The sequence below is a fragment of the Paenibacillus sp. EB106-04-04-XG159 genome, assembly GCF_058791835.1.
On sequence record NZ_JBYTDY010000003.1, the window covers coordinates 139,752 to 158,267 of the forward strand.

Here is an 18,516-nt window from a genome sequence, read left to right on the forward strand (position 1 = left end):
ATTTGTATAGTTACCTGCTGCCGCATTCGTGTAACCGCTGTTTGCTGCATTTGTATAGTTACCTGCTGCCGCATTCGTGTAACCGCTGTTTGCTGCATTTGTATAGTTACCTGCTGCCGCATTCGTATAGCTGTTGTTCGCCGCGCTTGTGTAGCTGCTGCCTGCTGGGTTTGCGTAGCCGCTGTATGCAGCATTCGTGTAGCTATTGTTTGCTGCATTCGTGAAGTCGCCATGGGTTTGTGCTGTCACGCTCGGTACCTGACCAGATGCTTGAAAGCTGTTAGGCACTACGTTCTGATGCGCTCCATGAGTTTGTGCTGTCACGCTTTGTACTTGTCCAGATGCTTGAAAGCTGTTAGGCACTACATTCTGATGCGCTTCATGAGTTTGTGCTGTCACGCTTTGTACTTGTCCAGATGCTTGAAAGCTGTTAGGCACTACGTTCTGATGTGCTCCATGGGTTTGCGCTGTAATGCTCTGTACTTGTCCTGCTGGATTATATGACGAATTCGCATAACCTTGAGCTGACATATTAGAAGCCTCGCTTGCAATACCACCGCTCAAGCTATGGCTTCCATATCCTGCAGTTGCCATATTGCTTCCTGCAAAGCCACCCGCATAATTAGAATTACTCATACCAGCTTGATTATAAAACCCTTGATTGCTCTGCGCTCCAGCATTATTGCCGCTATATGTACTAGCTACAATTCCGCCAGATAAACCTGCACCAAAGGTTGAAGCGTTTCCTTGCTGCATGTTCTGTCCTTGAGACATTGTTATTCCTCCTTCAATGTGATAACACAGCCGAACCGATGGTCAGCTCTCGAAGTTAGTATGCATAATTGCTTGGGATATTTATGCACCGTATATTCCAATTACCACATTGAAAATGCCCTGTAAGGTGAAACGTACACTAGGTCTCTGCTTGACTCCTAATGATGAAAGTGACAGTCCATCTCAAATCTCCAAATACGCCCCTTGTTCCTTAAGCATCATCTGTACTCGCTTGATATCGACGTTCTGTACATCAACACGATCTCTGACTGCTATTGCTGCAGCAACCCCTCCGGCTTGGCCGATGGCTCCCGTCGTCGGTGTTGTCCTTATCGCCGCCTGCGCCTCGAACGTCGCCGAGATGCATCGTCCGATCACAATCAGATTCTTCACGTTCTTCGTGACCATGCAGGCATAAGGAATACTGTACATGCCGCCCCATTCCAGCTTCTGATACTTCGTTCCTTCTCCATCAGGGCTGTGTATATCAATCGGATATCCGGAATGCGCAATCGTATCTTCAAACAGCCGCTGTCCAAGCAGATCCTCCACCGTAAGGGTATACACACCGACGATCTGTCTAGAGCTGCGCACACCGATCGACGGACCTGTCGATTCAACGACAGCATGCTCAAATCCCGGAATATACTTGCGAACGAAATATTCCAGCTCCCGGCACTGCCTGCGCCCTTCGATCTCCGCTCGGCTCAAGCTGAACGCATCTGTTGCATCATGACCGATGATCCGAGTCGTATTCAAGATCACTTCACCTGGGTTATTGGTCTCGAAGAACAGGAGGTTTTCCCGCGGTATCGATATCTCGCCTCTTGCCTTTGCCTCTTTGAACAAGCTGTCAAACCCTGCAATGGAAAGGCGAGGTGCTTTCTCAATAATGGAGGTGTCCCCTTTATACATAGGGAAATCTTCCGGATGCGAGTGAACATAAGCCTTGACGCTCGATATATCCACATTGTACATCTTCATCTTCAGCGTCATCGGCTGCATAGCGCCATCCGAATCTCTGCCTTTCGTAAAACCTGCTCCCGCTCCGACAGACAGGTCTCCGTCCCCGCTGCCGTCAATGAATATGGATGCCTGAATCTCGCTTAATCCAGATTTGTTGCATACGGTTATGCTAATAATCCGTCCGTTCTCAGTCTGAACGCCGGTCAGCATTGTATGATAGAGAATATCTGCTCCCGCTTCCGTCACCATCAATTCTAGTTCATGCTTCATCGCTTCAGCGTCAAATGGCGTTATTGAATACGTAAATCCTACGGTGTCGAAGATATGACCAGGAGACTTGTTCAGCTTCTTCAGCCGCTCGATTAACTGATCAATGAAGCCCTGAATCACCTGCTTCTCCCCTGCGTGAAAGGTCATCATGGGTCCTACTCCGTTTGCAGTAAGGGTGCCCCCTAAGAATCCATGCGACTCTACGATCAGCGTCTTTACGCCTGCCGCCGATGCTGCGATGGCGGCCATTGCACCTGAGATTCCGCCTCCCACTATCACAACGTCATACCTACTATTAACGTTATTCATATCACTCTCACCTTTCGAATTAATCGATAAGCATTTGTAATATTCATAGCTGTAATTAAGTACTCTATCAGGCTTTTCCCTACTCTATAACGTTGTTGACTCTGCATTTGGCCCGATAATCACCAGGCGTTACGCCATGAGCCTTCTTGAACGTTCGGATAAAGTTCTGGGAGTTGTGATAACGAAGATGCTCAGCGATCTCAAAGATCTTCATGTCTGTGTACTGCAGCAGCTCCTTCGCTTTATTCATTCGGAATAAGATGAGATAATCACTGAATGTAATGCCCAGCTCCTCTTTAAACATTTGACTAAAGTGAGATGGCGGAACCTCAGCAATCTCTGCAAGCATAGGCTGGGAAAGATCCTCGTCATAGTGTTCGGAAATATAATGGAGTACGAGCTCCATCGTCTTATAGCTATGCTCCGTTCGCATCGATTGAATGTGACCAGCTATAATCACGAACACATGCTCGTAGGCCCAGTGCTGAATATGCGCCATCGTTTTCATTTCTCCTAGCTTGCCATACATATTGTAGTTAAAGAGTGCTGCTTCTTCAGGTGCAAAGTTGTAGAACTCTCTTACGGCGTAAGAAATTAGCTGCGTGTACATCATTAATACTTGTGCAGCATGAAGATTCGGCGCTTCTCGAAGCTTGTTCGAAAACTGCTCCAGGAGCAGGCTTACTTCTTCTAAGTTACCTACCTTCATCTGCATCATGATCTGCTGCTCAATCTCATAGGGATACTCGTAGGTTCGATGTTCTTGCAAAGGCTCTACCTGATCCACATAAATAACATGCCCAACCCCAATCACCAAGCGATATTGAAGCGCATTCCGCGCCTCCACAAACGACTTGCGTATATCGGTCCGTTCATAGCATCGGCCAATTCCAATAGTAGATTCTAGCTTCAATGCATGAGCAATGGCTTCCGAGATGTTCTCCCCATATTGAAACGCCGTATTCATCCTTGCTTGAGAAGTTGCGTCCCCATGGTTCATGATGATCACGAACTGATTAGGACCTATCTTGGTCAGTATGCCCGGCGATTCCTTCGGAATTATTTCTTCACATATATTAGTTGCTGCATAGACTAGCAGTTGAATATCTCGTTCACTTAGCTGCTCGTGGACATTAAGCTCAACACAAAAGGCCGTGTAATAGTGACTTATCTGCGGCAGATCAAAGTACTCAAACTGCTGCTCGATATCTTTCTTCCTTACGTGCTCTAGCAGCATCGTTTGGATAAAGCCAGAAGCCAGAATAGGCTTCGATCGCTCCACCTGATTGTGCAAGGAGGTGTTGATCTCTTGAAGGGTATCCATATACGAATTAATAAACCCGATTTCATCTTTCTTACCTGCAGACTCGGGCAACTGAGATTTACCGCGAATTCGATTAACAATCGAATTAATACCATAATAGAAATTCCGAGATAAAAGTAAAGCAGCTACTAAGCAGATGACGATTAAGATAAAGCAAGCGATAAAGGTTATCTTCTTGATCTGATTAAAGTGCGGCAGCAATTCGGTCGTTGGTACGACGGACAAATAAGTCCACTGATTCAAAGGCGACTTCCAATAGCTGACTAGCATTTTTTTCTGATCCATATATTCATAAAAAGAGCTTTCAAACTGATGATGATTCAACACCTCAGAGACAAGCGGGTATTGAGATAGGTCATCTTGAAGCAAATCACGATTCCAATCTGAAAATACAGTGCCTGATGGAGTAACGATGAGCATTTCGCTTTGTCGATCACTATCCATCTTATTGTAAACTTCAAAAAATGCCCGGTCCTTTAACCGAACAATAATATAGCCTAGAGGCTTCTCTGCCGATATGGGTACAGCACGAACATATGTAATATTTTTGGCTTTGCGGCGATGACTAGGGTGCTCATTGAGATCATCCACCCAAAAGTACAGCTCCTTATTCTGTTGAATCTTCTCATACAATAGCGGGTCCAAATATTGCTTAGCAGGACGAAGTCCTCCTTCGTAAAGGACGATCTGATCGGTCTTCTTTAGATACAAGGTGGCGGACTCTACATTATCTACTAACACTTCAATTGTGCTCAATAAGGATTTCATTTCACGATACGTGACGTGATCACCTGTTACATTATCAGATGTAAGAAACTTATCTAATGAGGTCGTGAATAGGTGCTGAATAATATTTTTATTTAACGTAATAAGCTTATCATCAATACGCTGTTGAACCTGCTTTAATGTTTCGATCTTAGCTCGACCCAACTCCTGCTGCAGACTAGATGAAGTGATTGTGTAGGAGACCACACTAAAGATCAGAATCGGTATGATGGCAATTAAGCAGGTGCCTATTATAAATTTCAATCGCAATCTGCTAGTAAATGATAGCCACTTCAACATGTCACTTCCTCGTATACAGTGGGTGAAGATGAAATTGGAAAAGAGGGAGAAGTCGGCTCCCTCTTTCCATTTATTGTGCTTTATTACTTATTCTTAGCATACCACTCATTTACTTCTTTTGTCATTTGTTCGCCGCCTTTGTTCTTCCATTCCGCTACAAAGGCATCAAACGAATCGATCGGTTTTTCACCGGTTACGACTTTAATGGAGTACTCCATAGCAAACTTTTCGAGATCGGCCATTTTCTCTTGCATAGTCGGTGTTAAGACAGCAACCGCAGGATTCGTCACACCGAGCTTTTCGATCTTTTTCCACTCATCTAGTTGAGCTTGAGCGACTGCTTCAGGAGCGCCTGGTGTCGTATAGTAAGGGTTGAATTTGTTGTGTGCGACGAGGTTAAGCACGCCATCAGCCTTGTATTGATCTGTCAGAACAGGAGCGCCATTCACCATATTATGGTGAACTCCTTCAACTCCTACACGTTTGAAATCAAGCGCATCCTGTGTTGCCTGCCAGTCCAAAACCTCCATAATCTTCTTCAGCTTCTCATCCGAAACCTTAGCGTTAATGACCCAGTGACCATAGAAGCCGTGGGATTGCATAACACCGTACTTGCCGGTTGGACCAACTGGCGGATCGATCATGATAATCTCTGCTTTAGGATTCAGCTTTTGAGCGTCAGCCACTTCTTGACCGTAGTTTGTGATCCCTGCGCCTATCATAATCCCCATCTTACCAGCAATAAACTTCTCATGAACTTGAGAATAATTCAATACAGGAAAATCTTTGTCAATAGCACCTTGCTTATATAGGTTGGCCAGCCAATTCAGCGAATCCTTGCGTCCTTGACTTACCAGCCAATTCTCTAGTGTGCCATCTTCCGAAGCTCTCCACATATTCCCCGCATCAAACGCCATCCACAGCTGATCCAGGAAGGTGAGCTGCTCACCAACTGCGATACCAAATGTATCATCCTTTCCATTTTGATCAGGGTCCATCGTCGTGAATTTCACAGCAACATCAGCAAATTCCTCTACTGTCTTAGGAATTTCGAGGTTTAGTTGATCTAACCAATCTTTACGAATAAACACGGTGCTTGTTTGAAGGGGACGTGTTCTTGGGATGGAATACAACTTCTTATCTACCTTGACGTTTTCAAATGTTTGCTGAGGTGTTTCCATAATGTTTGGATATTGAGTAACGACAGAATCTAGCTCTTTAAATGCGCCTAGACGAATGTATTTGAGAAGCTCTGGGTCTGGATATGTCGTCCATACCATGAGGTCTGGCAGCTCTCCTGAAGCAACGGTGAGTCGAGTCTTCTCCAAATAACCGCCTGATGGAATAGCAAGCAGATCCAGCTCAACATCCAACTTGTCTTCCATCCACTTCCAAGCTTCACTCTTCTGCGGCGCATCGCCGTTAAGCGGATACATCATGCTAATCTTGTGCCTTTCCTTAGGCTTATCGTCTGGCTTATTGTCTGGCTTAGTTGTCTGCTCGGGCTTTACTTCCGTTCCTTCACCTTTAGCATCCTTCGTGCTTCCCCCGCCGCATGCCGATAGTAGAGACAGCATGAGAACTGCGACTAACATGAACGCGAATTTCTTTCTGATTTGGTTCACGATTACCCCTCCTGTAATGAATGATCTATCAGAAAGGCAAATGTCCTAAAAACCATTAGCCTTTTACTGATCCAAGTAATACCCCTTTAGCAAAATGCTTCTGTAAAAACGGATAGACGAATAGGATGGGTACGGTCGCTACGATAATGGCTGCCATTTTAATCGTCGTCGGCATGATCTCCAATGCTTCATTCGCAATCGCTGCTTGGAATTCTTCTGTTGAGCCTTGAATAATCATCTGCCGTAGAATAACTTGAATCGGCCATAGCTTGGAATCGGTTACATACATGATGGAGGAGAAGAACTGGTTCCAGTGGCCTACAGCGTAAAATAGAGTGAAGGTGGCCATAGCCGGCAGGGATAACGGGAGCACGATACGGAATAAGACTCCGATATTCGTACACCCGTCCATCTTCGCGGATTCTTCCAGCTCTTCAGGAATCCCTTGAAAGAAGTTCTTCAATATAATTAAGTTGAACGCGCTAATGCCGCTTGGAATAATGACCGACCAAAAGGAATTAAGCAATCCCAACCATTTCATGACGAGAAAGCTTGGAATCATCCCGCCTGAAAAAAGCATCGTGAACAATACGAGAAATAGCATCACTCGTCTGCCCTTTAATCGCTTCTTGGATAACGGATACGCCATAAGCACGGTTAACACGAGATTGGTAAGGGTGCCGACGACCGTTAGTGATATCGTCATCCACAGTGCTCTAGTAAAGTGTGAGTTGCTTAGAATCAGCTTGTAGGAATCGAATGTAAATGCTTCTGGCCATAGGATGAGTCCACCTCGCATAACCTGCTCCAGCGGTGATAGCGAGACGGCTAGAATATACCAGAAAGGAAATAATGTGATTACCGCGCAAAATATAAGCACAACATAGTTCAAGCCATCAAAGGCGATCTCTCCACGGCTGCGGATCTTATTCATTAGTAAACTCCCTCCTCGCCAAACACTTTCGCTAGTTTATTAGCAAGTACGACGAGAATTAAGCCAATAACGGACTTGAATAGACCAATTGCAGTCGTATAGCTGTAGTTCCCTCCCACAAGTCCTTCACGATAAACATAAGTTTCGAACACATCGCCTACACCATATGTTGTCGCGCTCAGCATAAGAAAGATCTGTTCAAATCCGTTGTCAAGCACGTGACCTAAGCGAAGAATGAGGAGAATGAGTATCGTACTGCGAATCGCCGGCAGCGTAATATGCCAGAGCTGCCTCCAACGATTAGCACCATCCACTACTGAGGCTTCATACAGCTGCGGATCGACACTGGAAAGTGCCGCTAGAAAGATGATCGTTCCCCAGCCTGCCTCCTTCCATATGCTTTGCAGGATGATCAGGGGCCTGAACCACTCACTAGAGGTTAAGAAGTTCTGCGCCTGTCCGCCTATTTTCACAATGTATTCGTTTACAATTCCATCATGAGTAGACAGCAGCAAGTATGTCATCCCTGCAACGACCACCCATGAAATAAAGTGCGGCATATAAACAATTGATTGAACGATGTTTTTGAAATATTTTTTACTTACTTCATTAAGCATTAATGCCAAAAGGATCGGCACCGGGAAGAAGAAAGCTAGGTTAAGCAAACTAATAGCAAGGGAGTTGCGAAAAATCGACCAAAACCCATCATAATTCCAAAGTGTTATAAAATGCTTTAAGCCTACCCATTCACTCTTCCATACCCCGGCGAAAGGATTATAATCTTGAAACGAAATGACAATCCCCCACATAGGCAGGTAACGAAATAGCAGGAAGAAGATAATGCCTGGAATTAACATGAGATATAAATCTCCGTCGCTGAATACACCAAGACGTGATCGACGTCGCTTAGGCGATGGCGGAGTGATAATAGAAGTACCCTGCTGCATACGCTCGGCTCCTTTCTTAGGGGTATCTCGTGTACACTCATCATAAGAGCTGAACACGGGCTGGATATATAATCATTTAAAAAGATTATCTGGTAACGTGAGGCGGAACAGCTTGTTGTTTCTGTTAAAGTAGATGCGATGCTCTGCATCAATCGCGATATGGCCGACAATATCATCGGTGAAGGTGCGGTGCTCCAGAGTATGAGGATCTAAGATGGTAATTCGCCGTGCTAACGTGGTGTATAGCAGCCCGTTCTTGCCCCAGCGAACACAGATAGGCCGCCACTTGCTATAAGCATAAGCAGTAGGGTAGACAACCTTGCTCTTAACGACCTGATACGTTGCAGGATCTATTGCGAATAGGGTACCGTCATCAGCTCCCCAGATCAAGCCGTCCGGACCAAGCGACAATTCACCTATCATGAGAGGCTGTTGAATAGCATCGGGAATATGAGGAACAAACTCAGCTATCTTCCTCTTGTTCTCTACATCCCAAACAAATATTTGGGCTGGCCCCTCAACAGGAGGATTGCCAAGGCCTCCCCATACCGATGAGCTACCGAACACATAGCCATTCCAATAGGCTAGACCTAGTATGGATTGATTCTCTACCACCTGCGGAAACGTTTCTAACGTATCAGCTTCAGTGTCCCATACCGCAAGCGCACCGCCGTGACGTCCGTAATCAGGTACTGTCCCCGAGAATACATATCGGTCACCTGCAATCATTGTGAACGGTCGATCCTGTTTATGCTCAATCTGTCCTATCCAATCAGGATTGCTGCCTTTGAACCAATCAAAATGCAGCTGCTTCTGTGGATCATATCTATAGAGATGAGCATGTGTATAGGTGCCGAAGTATACCTGTCCGTCATGAAACGTCATGCCTTCTGTTTGCGGAAACAATCCGATCGTCCAATCTATCTTCTGTGACACTGGATCATACTTGGTCATCCCTCTATGATAGCCGCCTATGTATAGACACCCATCATCAGGACTTACCTCGAAGCATGTCAGCAGCAATGACTGAGGTTCAATATTGAGCATACTGCGCACGATGCTCAGATCAGAAAGACGAATAATGGCTTGCTCAGCGTTTACAGTAACGAGTGCGATATAATCTTCATCTTCATGCTTCACCCATTCCAACGCCTTGCAGCGTCCAGTCGGCAGTCCGCTATCGATGATCGTGACAGAGGTTCTGTGCTCCTTGTGCCAAGCGCGAAGTGTATCTCCAGCCTTATACAGCAAGAGCTTGGCGTCCTTCGGATGAGTAACCAACATCAGATTGTCGAAGTCAAACTGATCGAACAGCTCGAAGGTATCTAAGTCATAGACATACATATGGATAAAGTCTGATGCCACAAATAAGAAACGACCTACTATCCATAGCCGATCCAGAAAGCCAGATGTATGGGACAACTTCGCGAGCATGATTTCTTCCTTCTCTTGCGTGCGGAGGTTATATCGCAGGAGACACTTCTTACTTCCTGTGCTTAGGTACAGCCAGTCTTCGTCCCGGGCGATGCCGCGAAGATAATCCTGTCCTTCTAATATCGTCCCGTAATCCAGATACTGCCCGCTCTGACGATCATAAGAAAACAACTTCGATTGAGGATAGGTTCCGCCCCATATACATTGCTCATCAGGCACTAGATTGATCACCCATGGATTGGAAGGATTCTTGCCCAGCTGCTCCAGCTGTCCGGTAGTACGGTAACGATATAATATCGAATCTATTGTGCCGCTGAAGTAAACTTCTCCTTCAGGAGTGCAGCAGATGGCCCATACACAATCTATTGGCGGCAGCGCTTGTGAAAACAGCAGCTCACCTGAAAATAACTCAAACTCATAAAAAACAGCAGGACTTCCATTGCTAATAAAGCAAATTGAGCTAGTTCCCTGTTCATGACGAATTGCTGCGCCTTGTCCAAAGCTAGCATGCACCATCGCTCCCAGATCCTCTACATACAATTCCTCAGTAATCACTTTCATCAAGCCTCCTTATCTGTTCTGCCCCCATTGTATGGACCATGAGCTGTAATAGTAAATAATCAGTTAAGATGATTATCCAATACATAAATGAGCTTCCTGTACTAGAGCGGTTGAGCCCTATATGGTGTTGATTCTGTCTGAAATAGACTATTCGATGATGGCGAGCTCAAGGTTGTCCATTCCTAGTTCTACAGCTATTCGATAAAATCGATAGCTATCTACAAAGACCGGGAGCGGACACACGAGCCGCTATTTGCAGCAAACACCACTAATTCGCCATACTAGCGGACCGTAGAGACGTTATTTGACCTGAATAAGCCGTTTAGTGCTAGTTTTGAAGCAAATAGCGTCATTTGTGTCCGCAAGCCCTCAAAAAATACCCCGAAATCATGAAATAGCAGCCCCTGTGTCCGTTCAAGCGCGGGTCATACGACCTTGCTGTCACCGTATGTGCTATCGGACAAAAAACCGCTGATCCAGTCTCATCGACTAGATAAGCGGTTTCTTATTGGTATAGAAACAAAGAAGGGTTGTCCCAAAAGAGATAAGAAAAATGACTTTTAGGACAACCTCTTCTTTGAAGTATCTAATCCATTACACTATTAGCTTAGCCGAGCGAATGCTCAACATATTCTGAGAAGTTAAGGCTACCCTTGTCGCCTTGTCTCACGTCGGTAATCCCTTGGGGTATGTACAATTTCTTCAGTGGCCTCGGTACGGCTGTCCGTGGAAGAGCAGTATATTTATTTTGTGATCGAAAATATCGGCAAACCGATAGTGGAAGAATAGAAAAAGTTGCTGTTCGATAGGTTTTATAAGGAGAGCATTGATCTGGGTCATGGTCGATAATAAAAAAAACCGCCAGAAACTATGTTTCCAGCGGTTATCGCACTTGTACCTTAACTCAAATATACAGATGTCGTACAATGTTGTTTCTTACAAAGGCTTGCAAGAATCACGGATGATTAAATCCGTCTTCATCTTATAATATTGCTCCGTTGGCTGTCCCTCTAATCGCTGGAATATTAGCCTGGCTGCAGTTGCACCGCGTTCAAACTTCGGTTGTTTAATCGTCGTCAATGCAGGTCTAGTATGCTGCGATAATTCAATATCGTCAAAACCGATAACGGAAATATCGTTCGGAACATCGATCCCAGCTTCATGAAAAGCCCGAATCCCTCCGATCGCCATCTCGTCGTTCGCAAAGCAGATGGCGCTGGGAAGACGACCCTGAGCAATCAACAATTTAATAGAGTTATAGCCGCTATCCATGTTGAATCCACTTAAAAAGTAGGATTGGGCTTTATGCCCGAGTCCATGCTCTTCCATCGCTCTCAAGTATCCTTTGTGACGCAGCTTCATCAGTCGCGACTCCACAACACCGCTCACATAAGCGATATCCTCATGCCCAAGCTCAACTAAATATCCCGTGGATTGATGTGTTCCTGACTCATTATCGACGTCAATGGAGGTGATGTGATCATGCTGTACGATCCGGTCAAGAAGCACGATCGGAAATGACTGCCGCGCCGATTGGCTAATGATCTTTTCGCTGATGTTGTGAGCAAGAATAATGGCGCCGTCGGTTCTTTTTTCCGTTAAATACTTGACCGCTGTCGAATGGTCTCCCCCCATTGCGCTGCAAACCACAAGGTCGTAGCCATTAAACATCACCACTTCCTGAATGCCCTGCACCAGTTCGCGATAATAATGTCCTGCAAGGTCCGTTACCGTAAATAATATTGTTTTGGTCCGATCCCGTTTTAAATCAGAGGCAAACCCATTTTTTCTGTACTCTAATTGATCCGCCGCTGCCAACACCCTGTCCCGAGTTTCCTTGCTAATTTTGGGACTGCCGTTCAAGGCGTATGAAACGGTAGAAATTGAAACACCAAGCATTTTTGCTATATCTTTAATGGTTGCCATATATTACCCCTAAATCACTGTTAATATTATGAAAATCATATCCTAACCGATTCTCACTGTCAAATTTCTATTATACACGTAAGTAGATTTACTCGTAAGCGGAAAATATGCGTATATTAGTCGCGCACTTATTCTCCAGTAATACCGGTCTTATCGAGAACTTCGACGAACCATTTCTGTGCAAATAGATATAAAAATAATAACGGTAATATGATCAGCACGGTTCCCGCCATCTTGATCGATTCGTTAATGTTTGCCGCTGGGTTCGCCGTCAACTGGGCCGAGGAAAACACTTTTTTGTACGAGTCTTCGAACGTCTGCAGCTGCAGCGGAAGCGTCGTCATGCTATCCCCCAAGTATAACGAAGTCATATACGTCTCGTTCCAATTCCACACAAATGAGAACAGAAAGACGACGACGATCGCTGGAATCGAGATCGGCAAAATGATCTTGAAGAAAATCTTAAAATGCCCGTAGCCATCAATCTGCGCCGCTTCTTCCAACGTGTCCGGAATCGTTCGGAAAAACTGTGTGTAAATCAAGATGAACAATGCGCTCTTCAGTCCTCCGGCAAGAAGGGCCGGCGCGATGATCGGCAGCGGCGTTCCCAACATGCCGAACTGTTCAAACAGGACGAACAACGGAACCATAACCACTTGAGTCGGAATGATGAACGTCAGCAGCATTAATCCGAATAACACCGTCTTGCCGGGAAACTTAAATTTAGCAAATCCGTAACCGACAAAAGCACATGTAACGGTTTGGGCAATTGCCGGCAGCAGCGATAATAGGATCGAATAGCCAAGCGTCTTCGGATAATCGAGAACTTCCCACGCTCTGGCGTAGTTGTCCCAATGAAGCGACTTCGGCAACCACATGACAGTCGGATCGAGCAAATCTTGAAGCGATTTGAAGCTTTGCGAGATCATGTACAGAACCGGGTATAAGTAGACAAAGCCAATACTGATCAGCAGAGCATAGGTGATCACCTTGAACAGCAAACCGTCACTGCCTTGTCGTCCCATCACAATCTTTTTCGCTTTGACTGCAGCATGGCGAAGCTCGAATGGTCGGCCTCTTCTAGCACTGAGTACGTTGATCTTCTTCACGACTGATCACCTCCTTACCTTTCGTACGGATTTGATACTGTAGTTTTCGTTTCTGCCCAAGACCAACATAACAAGGACAAGCACGACGAATATAATGGCGAAATAGATCCAGGCAAGCGCTGAGGCATAGCCGAAGCCTGTGTTCACTTGGAACATTTGATCTTTAATTAATGTAATCACTTCATTCATCGAGTTCGTGAATAAATCAACTATGGTGTATATGATGTTGACTAGGATAAACGGTTTAATTTCCGGCAGCGTGATCTTCCAAAATATTTCCCAAGGCGATGCGCCGTCAATTTGCGCCGCTTCATATACCTGTGTGTTCACCTTCTGCAGTCCAGCCAAGAAGATTAAGATCTGCACGCCGGAAAACCATAGTATCAGAATGAACTGCTCGATGATGGCGATAAGCGGCCCGGACAGCGCTGGACTCAAATTGTTCTGTACGAGTTCTACAACGCCATACCGCTCAACGATCGGGATCGTCGTCGCCCCTTGGCTGAATAGTTCATTAATAACTTGTCCGCTCGTTATGACGACCGGCAGGAAGAAGATGGCGCGAAAGAATCCTTTGAACTTAATCGGTTGATTGATGAGCAGAGCCACAAAGAGTGAAAACACGATAACGATCGGCACCATGACGACGACTTCCTTCAAGAATCCAACCAGCACTTCGATAAACTTCGGATCGGTAAGAAAGGCGTATTGATAATTGCCCCATCCGAGCGCTTCAGTCTCTATCCCGTCGGTCGTGATGTACACTTTATTGAAGCTCATAAACAAAGAGTAGATCATCGGATACGCCATGAACAACAGAAAGCCGAGTACCCAGGGTGAAATAAACAAGAGACCAACGAATGTTTTTCTATTTCTTCGGAAGAACGACTTATTCATGGTCTCCCCCCTTGACAGCATAATCCAGACCCTGAACCGTGATTCCGTCAACCTGAACCGGCTGAGAATTATAGTTCACGATAATTTGTACGCCGTTAGAGTACGTAACGGAAACGACGCCCCAATCCCACACTTGACGGTCGACCATTTCAGCGCCCTTCACTTGGCTCAGCGCCTCGTTCATTTGCTTGTAAACTTCATGGACCTGTCCCTCCCAATCCTCGAACGAAGAGGTGAACAGGGAGCTGGAAGGCGTATCCTTGAGATTCCAAGACGGTTCATGCGTTAAGTAATACGATGGGTAAGCTCCATACTCGATCATTCGCAGCATCTCTTCCTGCGGGTTGGCGTAAAAATTGGCGATCGGCGCGTAGTACTCGATATAACCGTGCAGCACGATCTGCAGGAAAGGCACTGTATCAGTTGCGAACATGAACTGAGAGGAGTTCATCGCCACATCGAATATTCGGTCAGCGTAGCCCCACATATATTCATTAGGTTCATACATTGAGACTCCCTGCATGCCGCCCTCTAACATTGCTGCGAGATTCTGATATTGCTCGGCCGCCTGCTGTCTCGTCATCTTGTTATCGGTGTTGTAATCGGCGAACAGTATGCCGGGCGTCTTATCTACGGCCACATGCTCGATGCCCAGCTGCTTGAACTGATTGAGATCTTTCTCAGCTATTTCTGCAGCTACCTTCGGATTCATATAGTTCGTTTTCGTAAGTTCACGCAGCTTTTCGGATAAGAACCAGCTTTGATTCTTCAATTCAACAATTTCGTTAGAAGGCTTCCGAACCGCCTCGTCTCCAACGGAGAACCCTTTTTGGTTGCCGTAAGCCTGCGTATAATCGGCATGCAGGTATAACGGAATCCCTATCTCCTTCAGCTCCTGCTGCAGCTTCTCCAAACCGTCGTTTCCGCCCAGCTTCTTTTCCGCTGGAAACTTGCTCGGATTGCTTCCGGTCAGCCCGCCGCTGCCCCAGCCTCGGTACACTGCCACAATGTCATTTATTCCATCCTCTTGAAACTCCGTTAAGATGTTCTTTGCCTGATCGAAATTCGTCATCGATAAGAGTTCTGTTCCGACGAGTCCCGGTTCCACTTCCGCACCGAGCAGCTCGATCCGGATCGGCATCTCATCGGATGACTCCTCTTGTTTGGCGAGTACGCCGCGCTCGACTAGATAATTGCGGTAGGTCTTCGCCATACCGATGTAATCCGCATCCTGGTCAGATAAGAACATATAGCGGAGCTGCTTGTCCTGCATGTCCCGCTCCTTCTCGTACATTACGAAGCCGCCCATATTTTTACTCGTAGGCTGAAAGTACGATTCACGGAAAACGAAGCTCGCGCCGACCCGATAAAAGTCAGTGTTGATTCCACTAGGATAGGCGATAATTTGCGCATTGTACTTGCCGTCTTCGATCACGGTTACGAATGCATTCTGCTTCACTCCGTGCACGATGCCGAAAACGGGAATCCGGACCTCTTCTGGATCGTTCCAGCCTTCCGACGTTTGAATCGCTTCGTTCGTTCCATAGATCTTGCCTTTGTAAGGCTCGTCATAGCGCATATGCGCATTCTGAAAACGAATGAGTGCTCCGCTTCCATCTGGAATGAAGATATAACCCGGCACGGAGTCCTTATACACCGCTCCGAAGAAAGGATACATCTGAACGGAAGCGAGCTTATAAGGCCCTTCCTCTTTCACAGAATCACTAGACAAGTTCACGACAAGACCATCCTGCTCAAGACGAAGTTCTAGTGAAAAACTGACCTGTATTTTGTTCAATTGAAACGTCCCGCGGATTCCACCTTCGACCGGAGCCGTTTCCGTCACTTGTCCGTCTAGCGAGAAGAAGGTTCCTTCCTTGGTAAGCGAATCTTCTCCGAAGTACTCAACCATAAACGGAGATCGCACCGTTCTTTTCCACTCTTTGTTCAATTCCGCTTTATTCATCTCTTCCTCAGAAGGGAATGAGCCCCACACATACCCGCTGCTTTTGTCCGTTACCGTAAAAGCAAATGTTGCCGGATCTACATGCAGCTTTAATTTCTCATTCTCGGCAATGAGCTCAAATCCGCTCGGCACCTTTCTATTCGGCAGTTCCGCCGTAACAGGCGTTTCGGGAGCTGTAAAACGGTTTACTTTATTCTCGATCGTTTGCGGCGCTGTTTCCTGCTGCTTCACAGGCGTCATCTTCGCTTCATTATTACTGTTAGCGGCTGTGATCGTAGTAGCGAAAATGATGAAGCATATAAGGCAGGCGAAGGACATTTTTTTATAAATGGACACGTAACTTCACCTCCTGGTAGATAGAAACGATGAAATCTGTCACCTGATTGGATAAACCGAACAAGATAAAGGTTATCATCGCCATTACCGCAATGCCGAATATCGTAAGGCCGATATTTTTGAACGATTCGCCGATTTCATAGCCGTGCACTTCCTTCACTTTGATAAAGATAAGCAGCGCGCACCAGATCACAATGGCCATATTCGCAAAGTCGTAAACGACGATCTCCATTTCGGTAAGCCCTTTGGACAGAATCGTGACAGGAACGGTAAAGATGATATAAGGACTCATGGCATAAATCGTTCCTTTGTATACATCTTTAAATTTACCTTCTCCGTCGTTGATCGTACTGACAAGGTAATTCGATACGACCCAAGCAAGCAATGGGATCACGATTATGTATACTTCGGTAAACAGATTGACTTGTTTCAAATCGACATTGGAAAACAGGAAATTCGTCTCAAACACTTTAAATAAATGAACGCCGACCATGACCAGCAGCAGGATTGTCGCGGAAAGCACCGAACCTTTCTTCTCCGCTTCTATCTCCCAATAGCCGTCAATCGGATGCCGCAGCATACGGAACACATACAGCAGCTGAGCAACTAGCGTCCTGCTCCTGAACGATGTCCACCTTTTCACCATTCCGTTCGCGATCCCGTATTTACGGTGCAGAGCTTTAAATATATACCAAGCCACGATAGCGATAACAAACCCGATCATAAATTTCGACGCATTGCTCATCAGCCAATTTCGGCGAATCTCCCAGTACGCATCGGAATAGTACGTCTTGTTATTCGCAACTTCAAATTCTTCCAGCGCCTTCGAATAATCTTCTTTCTTGAAAGCAGCCATACCGATGCCGGTGTGGGCTAAGTCAAACATACTGTTCAGCCTCAGCACATCCGTCCACGGTTCTTCACTTTGCACGTATTTTCCGTCCAAATAGTAACCGATTGCCTCATGTACGAGACCGGTAAATTCAGTAGGTTTTAAGATTTGAAAGTTGCTTCTTTGCTTATCGAGCACGTACAGTTTACCGTCCGAGCTGACAGCAATGCCCGAAGGCGATTTGAACAGGCCCATCCGCTGGTTTCCTGTATCCGTTCCTCCGAACATAAACAACAGATTGCCGTCCCGGTCATATTCATATACCCATCCCGATTCGCCGTCTACCGCGAAAATGTTGCCCATCTTGTCTACGGTAATGTCTGCGATCGACGTTTTATAGTTGATAGAGTATGACTTGGAGGGCAATAGATTCTTGCCGGCTACGTTCAATCGTTTAATCTCTTCACTCTTCACGCCGACAGTACTCGTATAAACGAGCCCTTCATCATCAATCGCCACATTCGTTGCCGAAGGCGGAAGCTTCTTGATCATCTTGTTCAACTGGTCATCGGTATAGAACATTTTTTGCAAGTACCGTTTCAATTCGAAGCCTGTCTGGTTCCCGCCGAAAAAGCCGAGAAATTCGCCTTCCTGACTCATTTGAATTAATCCGTGCACAATTCCTTGCCCAACGATGTACAGGTTGCCCCGTTTATCGACAATGACTTTAACCGGTTTAAACGGATTGTCTTTCCCGTACAATGGGGAATCCGGTTTTCCGTATTCCTTCACTACGTTGCCTTCTTGATCAAAGGACACGACCGCTCCTTTGCGTTCATCAGCGACATAGATAAGTCCGTCGTCCGTGACGAATACGCCAGTCGGTTTCTTTAACACGTCTTGTCCAAAAGAACGTATGTAGCGGCCTGATGAATCGAATACGACGATGCGGGAATTGTCCGAATCCGCTACGTAGACGCGATCCTGATTATCGATGAATATATCTTCCGGACTGGATAGCGGTACTTGAACAGCTTCACCTGTATCCGGATCTATCTCGATAATCTCATAGCCGTCGACGACACCCACCGGCTGATAGGCGGTCTGCGTTTGCACGATCTCGTCATCGCTCGTCAAAGTCAACGTCGTATAGGGAACCTGAGCGAATGCCGCAGTCGGACTGAGCAGGAGCAGAACGGCCATGAGCAAGAATATGTACTTTTTCATTCGATTCATAACAC

12 protein-coding genes are annotated in these 18,516 nt (G+C 46.0%); all 12 read right to left on the reverse strand.

Annotation, left to right across the window (positions count from 1 at the left end; translation table 11 throughout):
* On the reverse strand, positions 1-774 hold a 774-nt coding region (locus tag AC3WTP_RS04950), incomplete at its 3' end, for a hypothetical protein (RefSeq protein WP_492393475.1).
* 183 nt (positions 775-957) lie between these two features.
* Positions 958-2,319 (reverse strand): FAD-dependent oxidoreductase, encoded by a 1,362-nt coding sequence (locus AC3WTP_RS04955; RefSeq protein WP_492393476.1) that lies wholly within the window; start codon positions 2,317-2,319, stop codon positions 958-960.
* A gap of 79 nt (positions 2,320-2,398) precedes the next feature.
* Complete coding sequence (locus AC3WTP_RS04960; protein ID WP_492393477.1) at positions 2,399-4,708, reverse strand: helix-turn-helix domain-containing protein; 2,310 nt, start codon at positions 4,706-4,708, stop codon at positions 2,399-2,401.
* Positions 4,709-4,791: 83 nt separating this feature from the next.
* A complete protein-coding gene (locus tag AC3WTP_RS04965; RefSeq protein ID WP_492393478.1) occupies positions 4,792-6,333 on the reverse strand; it encodes an extracellular solute-binding protein in 1,542 nt (513 codons plus the stop codon).
* Between the two features lie 55 nt (positions 6,334-6,388).
* Entirely contained in the window at positions 6,389-7,267 is an 879-nt protein-coding gene (locus AC3WTP_RS04970; RefSeq protein ID WP_492393479.1) for a carbohydrate ABC transporter permease, read from the reverse strand.
* Positions 7,267-8,214: an ABC transporter permease gene (locus AC3WTP_RS04975; protein WP_492393480.1), complete on the reverse strand. Its 948-nt coding sequence runs from the start codon at positions 8,212-8,214 to the stop codon at positions 7,267-7,269. Before AC3WTP_RS04975 ends, AC3WTP_RS04970 begins: the two co-directional genes overlap by 1 nt.
* A gap of 72 nt (positions 8,215-8,286) precedes the next feature.
* On the reverse strand, positions 8,287-10,209 hold the full coding sequence (locus AC3WTP_RS04980) for a hypothetical protein (protein WP_492393481.1): 1,923 nt from the start codon (positions 10,207-10,209) through the stop codon (positions 8,287-8,289).
* Positions 10,210-11,145: 936 nt separating this feature from the next.
* Positions 11,146-12,135: a LacI family DNA-binding transcriptional regulator gene (locus AC3WTP_RS04985; RefSeq protein ID WP_492393482.1), complete on the reverse strand. Its 990-nt coding sequence runs from the start codon at positions 12,133-12,135 to the stop codon at positions 11,146-11,148.
* A 128-nt stretch (positions 12,136-12,263) separates the two neighbouring features.
* Entirely contained in the window at positions 12,264-13,244 is a 981-nt protein-coding gene (locus AC3WTP_RS04990) for a carbohydrate ABC transporter permease (protein WP_492393483.1), read from the reverse strand.
* A 6-nt stretch (positions 13,245-13,250) separates the two neighbouring features.
* Positions 13,251-14,141 (reverse strand): carbohydrate ABC transporter permease, encoded by an 891-nt coding sequence (locus tag AC3WTP_RS04995; RefSeq protein ID WP_492393484.1) that lies wholly within the window; start codon positions 14,139-14,141, stop codon positions 13,251-13,253.
* Positions 14,134-16,443, reverse strand: a complete 2,310-nt coding sequence (locus tag AC3WTP_RS05000) for a DUF5696 domain-containing protein (protein ID WP_492393485.1) — start codon at positions 16,441-16,443, stop codon at positions 14,134-14,136. The genes AC3WTP_RS04995 and AC3WTP_RS05000 overlap by 8 nt, the downstream gene beginning before the upstream one ends.
* On the reverse strand, positions 16,430-18,511 hold the full coding sequence (locus AC3WTP_RS05005; RefSeq protein WP_492393486.1) for a YIP1 family protein: 2,082 nt from the start codon (positions 18,509-18,511) through the stop codon (positions 16,430-16,432). Before AC3WTP_RS05005 ends, AC3WTP_RS05000 begins: the two co-directional genes overlap by 14 nt.
* Between the last annotated feature and the right edge of the window lie 5 nt (positions 18,512-18,516).